Raw genomic sequence first — 7,297 nt, 5'->3', positions numbered from 1 at the left:
ATTCTTTAAAAAAATACCCCCCCCCCCGACAAGGATAACATTTCATAGCGCATTTTCCCGCTTTTTCTCTTTTTTCAATCCCAAGCAAATCTTTAAAATCTCGTGGCTTTCCTTTGTAATTCTCACAAGTCTTTTCATTACTTGTTTAAATTTTCCGCTCTTTTCTTATGTTTTTAGCATAGCAGAGAATCTCCAAACCTTTCTCCTCTTTTTTATCCTTTATTTTTGCCTTTTGTTTGCGAGTTTCGTACTTCTTTTTCTCCCTTATCTTGGGAAAATCCTTCTTACTCTTTTAATCCCAGCCACCGCCTTTTGTGTGTATTTTATGCACAATTTCGGAGTGATGATTGATACTGCAATGCTAGAAAATGTCCTGCAAACAGACACAAAAGAAATTCAAGAGATTCTATCTTTGAAGTTTTTGTTCTTTGTTTTTATTGCGGTAGTGCTTCCTCTTTACTGCATTTATAAAATAAAAATTGAGTTTAAGAATCCAAAAAAGCAGCTAATGCTACAACTTGCCACATTTCTAACCTCTCTTACAATCGCAGCAATAATCTTCGCACTCTCAAACGCTTGGCTTATTCCATTTTTACGCACTCATCAACAAATACGATTTTTCAACACACCTTTTTATCAAGGTTACAGCCTTGTAAAACTCATCAAAGGGCGGTATTTTGCTCACAAAGATTTTAGGATTCTAACCACAAGTGCGAGTTTAAAGAATCCAAAGGATAAAAAACTGCTTATTCTCGTAGTGGGCGAAACTGCAAGGGCGCAAAACTACTCTTTGGGAGGCTACCTAAAGAATCCTACAAACCTCTACACGCAGTCAATTCCAAATCTCGTGTTTTTCCCAAACTTCTATGCCTGCGGAACTTCCACGGCAATTTCCTTGCCTTGTATGTTTTCTTATTCTAAGCGAGCCCAGTTTAAAACAAACAAATTTACAGAAAATATCTTGGATATTCTCCAAAAAGCAGGAGTTTATATCACTTGGCTTGGCAACAATTCAGGCGGCTGCAAAGGCGTGTGTGATAGATTGCAAGAGCGTTATCTTTTCACAGAAAATTACGATGGATTGTTAATAGACAAGGCAAAAGAAATACTAAAAAATCAAAATCAAAATCTCCTACTAATCCTTCATTTGCAGGGTTCTCACGGACCTTCTTATTTCAAAAGATACCCAAAGGAGTTTGAGAGATTCCTCCCCACTTGCAAGACAAACAACCTCTCGCAATGCTCCCAAGATTCCATATTCAACACCTACGACAACACGCTTCTTTACACAGATTTTCTGTTGCAAAGCCTCATTCACACATTAAACAACCTCACCTCGTACAAAGTCGCCCTTTTGTATCTTTCAGACCACGGGGAAAGCTTGGGTGAAAATGGAATCTACTTGCACGGAATGCCCTATTTTATCGCGCCTAAGGAACAAACACACATTCCTTTTATCTTTTGGAGCAATAATGAAAAACTAAACAACCTTGCAAGACAAAGGTATTCCAAAGAGTATTCCCACGACAATCTTTTTAGCACTTTGCTTGGATTCTTTGAGGTTCAAATGAAAGAAAACCTCTACGAACCCCATTTGGACATCTTTGCAAATCCATAAAAGATTCTTGGGCAAATTAAAAATCTTTTGGTTATAATTCAACAAAAAACGAAGGACTTTTATGCAAAATTTTTTCAGATTACAACCCTACTTTTTAGCCTTTTATCTACTTTTTCTAGGCGTTACACTTGGCGCATTAATTGCTTGTGGAGCTTTTAGCGCACCTGCTATTTTTCGCGCACCTGCTATTGTGCCAGACTTGGAAATGACACTTTTCCAATCAGGAATCTTAATGACAAGTATTTTTGTCAAGTTAAATATTGTGTTAAATCTCACAGCGGTGTGGATTCTTTTTTATGAGATTCTCTCTTTTCGCGTCAGTGGAGCTAGAGTTGCGCCTCTGTTGGGGCTAGTGAGCATTGTTTTGATTTTTCTTTTTACGCTTTATTACACCCCTTACATTTTGCAAGCGCAAAGTTTGGGTGAAGAGGGAATCGCAAATTTAGCCTTTGATGCAATGCACACACAATCGGTTTATGTCTTTAAAACTCTAATGGCAAGTTTATGCTTACTCTTTATTTTAAGAGTTTTAGGAGCGATTAATAGCGGTTGCAAAGGTAAATAAAGTCGCAATATTGGCAAGCTTCACGCTTGCTAGCTAATGCAAAATTTACTTCTTTGGAATCCTTTTGAATCATCTCTAATTTTTCTTGCAAAACTTCAATCTTTGCATTCAAGTCTTGCTCTTGTTTAATTTGCGCTTCATATAAATCATAAAATCCCGCTTGGATTTGCTTAGGATTACACGCATAAATCGCACCTTTTTGAATCGCAAGAGCATAAAGAGGCAACTGAAAATCTGTGGCTTTTTCATAATTTTTAGATTCCACCTTTAAATTGCGCTTGTATTTATAGTCTAGCACACAAACCTCATCGCCTCTTTTATCTATCCTATCCATACGCCCTTTAAGCGAAAATCCTGCGAAATCAAAGCAAAAATCTTGCTCAAAAGCAAAAGGAATCCAGCCAGATTCCAAGCGGACTTTTTCAGATTCAAAGAAATTTTTGAGATATTTTTTTGCCAACGCGCTTTCAAAAGATTCCTTTAAACTATGGCTTGTGTCCATTTCCTTGCAAAATTCTTGATACATCAAATCCATATTATAATCCTGCGTCTTTTGATAGATTTCTTTTAAAATATTATGAATTTTGCTACCGATATTTACCGCCTCATTCGCAGACTCTTGGAATCCCAAGACATAACGATAATAAAATTTGCGCGGACAAATCAAAAAACACTGCAAACTTGTCGCACTAAAAGCTTTTGCCTCCAAAGGAGCGATAATTTCGCGCTCTTGATAATTCAACGCCTTGCCACTCAAAAAATACTCGCTATATCGTGTGTCTGCCTTTAGCAAAGGGGAATTTCCAAAAATAGAATCCTCCAACAAGAAGCGCGAGGGCTTATTTTCGTCGTTGTTTAAGCACATAATCCAAGTTTGCAGGCTTCCTTGTAATAACTTAGCGTAATAATGTTTTTGCAAATTTTCACGACTTTTTCGCGTCGGCAATCCTATTTTCTCACGCATTGCGGTGTTTAAAAACAAATCCTTATCGCTTAGGTTTGGCACATTTCCTGCATTAAATTCCGGAATAATGACATAAGGAAAGCGCACACCCCGCGTCTCCAAAATCCCCACTACACTAATGCGTCCGCCGCCAACATCATCAAGATGGACTTCCTCTATCATATCCAAAAAAGCCAAAATCTGCTCTTGCACATTCAAAGGTGCAAGATATTTTAAAGCAAAATCAAATTGCTCTAAACCCTCCAAAAACTTCTCTTTGACTCGTTGCGCCTCGTTGGAGTTTGTCTCTAAATTCTGCAAAAACTCTTTAAAAGATTCAAAATCTGAAAAATTGGGAATCGCTAAGGCAGAATCTTGTTCCTCAACCTGCGGAGATTCGTTGCAATTTGCTTGGGCGCTTTGTGCTTTAATGGCATTTTTAAGATTCCGATACAATGCACTTGTCTTTAAAGCACTCCCCATAGCATAGTTAAAATTTCGCGCCTTGTCAAAAAGCCTTAAATAGTGCGCAAACTCTTCATTGGGCAAAACAATGCAAATCTGCTCTGGTGCGATTCCTTGCCCCAACCACATATCAATTTGCGCAAAAATACCGCCCACTTCTGCTATTTTGTCCCTAAACTCCAATACTTGAACTTGCGATTCTTTACCCTTAGGATTGCTATTTTGCGCAATCTTATCATAACTCAATGTATCGCAAGATAACACAATCTCATAAAATCCCATTTCCAAAGGGATTCCAAACAATTTTGTATAATACTCTTGATTAAAAGAATCCAAACTCAATTCAAAAGTAATGGGCAACTTCTCGGAAATTTCACGCAACACCCGCATTTCAAATCGGCTCAAAAAACCCTCCAAATGAATCACGATTCTTTCAAATGGGCAAAGCAACTCAAAAGTAATTTGATAATCCTCTAAAAAATATTTATCAAAAAAATGATTTCGGATTAAAATCTCTTGATAGCTTTTAAAAATTGTTTTTAAGACTTCCAAATGGTCGTCATAAAAGGCATAAATATCAAAATTTTCTAGCGATTATAAGGAAACGCATTCTGCGCACAATTCATCATAAAATTTTAAAAAAAAAGTAGAATTGAGTAGAAATTGTGTGAAATTTCTAGCAAAGTTGCCTAATTTCTGCGTATTTTGATAATTTTCTTGAATTGCTTGATACAAATAAAAATTGCGCAAAAAAGGTGGAATCTTGCGCTTTCCCTCTACCCTCAAGATAAAGTCTAAAAACTCGGCTATACTTTTTGCACTCGGTAAAAAGTCCTCTGCATAATTTTGCGCAAAAAAATGCTTCATTGCGCGCGCATTGGAAAACAGATGGAGACTTTCCACCTTTTATCCTAAATGTTTTTTGGCAATTTGGATTACATTTTCCACACTAAAACCAAAATGCTTGAATAACTCCTCGCCCTTTCCGCTCGCGCCAAAACTAGACATACCAATCACTTCCTCTGCAAAAGCAAACCATTCCAAAGCACGACTTGCCTCTAATGCAATGACTTTGCCTTTTAACAAAGAATCCCAATAATCTTTGCCCTCTTGTATAAATAAATCATAACTTGGTGCGCTCACAACTTGTGTTGCGATTCCCTCTTGCTCTAGCTTTTCAGCACTCTTTAGCGCAAGCTCTACTTCGCTGCCACTTGCTAAAAGCGTGATTTTTGGGTTTTTAGAGTCTAGCTTGGAAGCCAATTTCAAATAGGCACCTTTGCGCACATTTTCCTTAGAAACCTTTTCTAAAATCGGTAGATTTTGACGACTTAAAACAAACGCACAGGGTCCCTTAACCTCAAAAGCCACTTGCCAACAAGCAATATTTTCAAAGGCATCGCAAGGACGAAAAACATTAAGGTTTGGCATAGCGCGAAAATGGCTTAACTGCTCAATAGGTTCGTGTGTCGCCCCATCTTCCCCAACGCCGATAGAATCGTGCGTCCAAATATAAAAGACTTTGCTTTGCATTAAGCTTGCTACCCTAACACTTGGTGCTAAATAATCGCTAAATACAAAAAAGGTTGCGCAAAATGGCAAAAACAAGCCATAATTCGCTATTGCATTGCTAATTGCACCCATTGCGTGTTCTCGGATTCCAAAGTGAAAATTGCTGCCCTTTGGAAAATCGCCCTTGCCTTTTAATTCTGTATTATTGGACGGAGCTAAATCCGCACTTCCCCCAACAAATCCGGGTAAAGCCTGTGCGATTGCATTCAAAATGATTCCATTGCTTGCACGCGTTGCGATTCCTTTGCCTTGTGCTTTTTGGGCTTCAAAGTCTGGATAAACGATTTTGCTAAAATCTGGCTTTAGCATTTCCTCTAAAAGAGACTTTTGGCTACTTGCTGCAAAGATTTTATCCCATTTGTGATTCTCCAATTCTCCCAATTCTGCGGTATTTTGGAAGCGAATCTTGCAAGATTGTGGGATAAAAAACTGCTCCTTTGGATTGAATCCCAAGCTTTCTTTTGAAATACAAATCTCCTCTGCTCCTAGCGGTGCTCCGTGTGCTTTATGCGAGCCACAGAGGCTTTGCGAACCTTTAGCAATTTGTGTTTTTGCAATAATTAACACAGGTTTAAGCGCACTTTTTGCCTTTTTTAAAGCCTCATCAATTTCTAAGAAATTATGTCCATCTATATTGAACACCTCCCAATTTTGAGCCTCAAAACGCGCCTTAATATTTTCACTCATTGCAATACCGCAATCTCCCTCAATTGTAATATTGTTAGAATCATAGATTAAAATTAAATTGTTTAAGCTGTGATGTCCTGCAAGCGAAGCGGCTTCATACGAAATGCCCTCCTCTAAATCCCCATCACCACACAAACAATAGACTTTATGGTAAATTAAATCCTCGCCTAGCATAGAAGCAGCAAGCTTGCCCGCCATTGCAAATCCTACTGCATTTGCGATTCCTTGTCCTAGCGGTCCTGTGGTAATTTCAACTCCGGGAGTGTGTTTATATTCTGGGTGTCCGGGCGTTTTAGAGCCAAATTTACGAAAGTTTTTCAAATCCTCCAAACCCACTTCAAAGCCCCATAAATGTAACAGAGAATACACAAGCGCGCTTGCGTGCCCGCCACTAAAAACCAATCTATCGCGATTAATCCACTTGGGATTTTTTGGATTTAGTCTAATATGGAATCCAAGCACCACCGCAATATCCGCCAACCCCATTGGAGCACCGGGGTGTCCGCTATTGGCATTTTGCACCATATCGGCGCAAAGAAAACGTAGAGTATTTGCCATCAAAGCATATTCGTTTAATTCATTTTTATCTAACATTTTGTCCCTTTTATTACTTAGGTTGAATTGCTTGCTTGCAAACTTTACAATTAAAAACACCGCCTGCACGAATCTTTTTATCCACATCTATCGGCACATAATGCACCTTATTAGGACAACCGCAAAAATATTCAATTTTTTTGTTTTCAGTTTGCACAGGCTTTTCTTCAGGTTTTGGTTCTGTTGGTTTTATAGGAAGCGGGCAGGTATTGCGGCGAAATTTTTCAATTTGCATATCTTCTTTGATAATATGCACCAAAAGCCAATTTTTTGCAATTTTTGCAATCTCATCTTTTAAATCGTTAAGATTCTGCACACGCGTTACTGCACTTACCATATCCCTAATAATGTCTTGATGAATTACCCTATGTGCTTCCAAACGAGGAAAAGAAATGGATTGCATATACTCTTCCTCGTCTTTAAAATGCTCCTTTGTATATTCAAGCAATTCACGTAAAACCCCAATCACTTCCTCTTTGCTTGATTTTTTTTCTGTCATCATATAGGCACGACCTGCGATTTCAAATAGCTTTTTGTGCTGCTCATCAATCTTTTCATTATGCACGCTGATTTCTTTACTCCATGTTGGTAACATAACATCCCCTTTTTACACAAGTGATTTCAAATCACTAAGTTTTTAATTCTACTACAAAACTACTTAATTCTTTTTATTTTTATAGAATTTCATTTCGCCTTGCAGCTTTGTTTAAGATTATATTTTCCTCCAAGAATGACAAGTAGAATCATTTAAACGAGATTCCACATTATAGATTGATTAGCGTGTATTGCGAAGTAACTCATCTGCTTTGAGTTACGAATCTAAAATCAAGCATAAAGTAAATTCACTATGGAA

At 37.9% G+C, this 7,297-nt stretch carries 6 protein-coding genes; 2 read left to right on the top strand and 4 right to left on the bottom strand.

What is annotated here, in order from left to right; all coding sequences use genetic code 11:
- Both K2N75_RS08410 and K2N75_RS08405 read left to right on the top strand, forming a co-directional pair.
- Window positions 1–1,618: phosphoethanolamine--lipid A transferase (locus K2N75_RS08410; RefSeq protein ID WP_297681690.1), on the top strand; the 1,618-nt coding region annotated here is incomplete at its 5' end.
- Window positions 1,619–1,679: 61 nt separating this feature from the next.
- Window positions 1,680–2,183: a DUF4149 domain-containing protein gene (locus tag K2N75_RS08405; RefSeq protein ID WP_297681688.1), complete on the top strand. Its 504-nt coding sequence runs from the start codon at window positions 1,680–1,682 to the stop codon at window positions 2,181–2,183.
- On the opposite strand, the gene K2N75_RS08400 is transcribed toward K2N75_RS08405, so the two are convergent.
- Genes K2N75_RS08400 through K2N75_RS08385 form a run of 4 tightly spaced genes read right to left on the bottom strand, consistent with a single transcriptional unit; the run spans window position 2,158 to window position 7,039 of the window.
- Window positions 2,158–4,143 (bottom strand): PD-(D/E)XK nuclease family protein, encoded by a 1,986-nt coding sequence (locus K2N75_RS08400; RefSeq protein ID WP_300120336.1) that lies wholly within the window; start codon window positions 4,141–4,143, stop codon window positions 2,158–2,160. The two genes, K2N75_RS08405 and K2N75_RS08400, sit on opposite strands and share 26 nt — an antisense overlap.
- Before the next feature lie 42 nt (window positions 4,144–4,185).
- A complete protein-coding gene (locus tag K2N75_RS08395; protein WP_300120334.1) occupies window positions 4,186–4,494 on the bottom strand; it encodes a hypothetical protein in 309 nt (102 codons plus the stop codon).
- A gap of 3 nt (window positions 4,495–4,497) precedes the next feature.
- A complete protein-coding gene (tkt, locus tag K2N75_RS08390) occupies window positions 4,498–6,444 on the bottom strand; it encodes a transketolase (protein WP_297681718.1) in 1,947 nt (648 codons plus the stop codon).
- 13 nt (window positions 6,445–6,457) lie between these two features.
- A complete protein-coding gene (locus K2N75_RS08385; RefSeq protein WP_297681716.1) occupies window positions 6,458–7,039 on the bottom strand; it encodes a hemerythrin family protein in 582 nt (193 codons plus the stop codon).
- Window positions 7,040–7,297 lie beyond the last annotated feature (258 nt).

Origin of the sequence: Helicobacter sp. (genome assembly GCF_029067145.1) — a bacterium.
GTDB lineage: Bacteria > Campylobacterota > Campylobacteria > Campylobacterales > Helicobacteraceae > Helicobacter_D.
The sequence above is the reverse complement of the archived record's forward strand: the minus strand, read 5'-3'. Positions and strand labels throughout refer to the sequence as shown.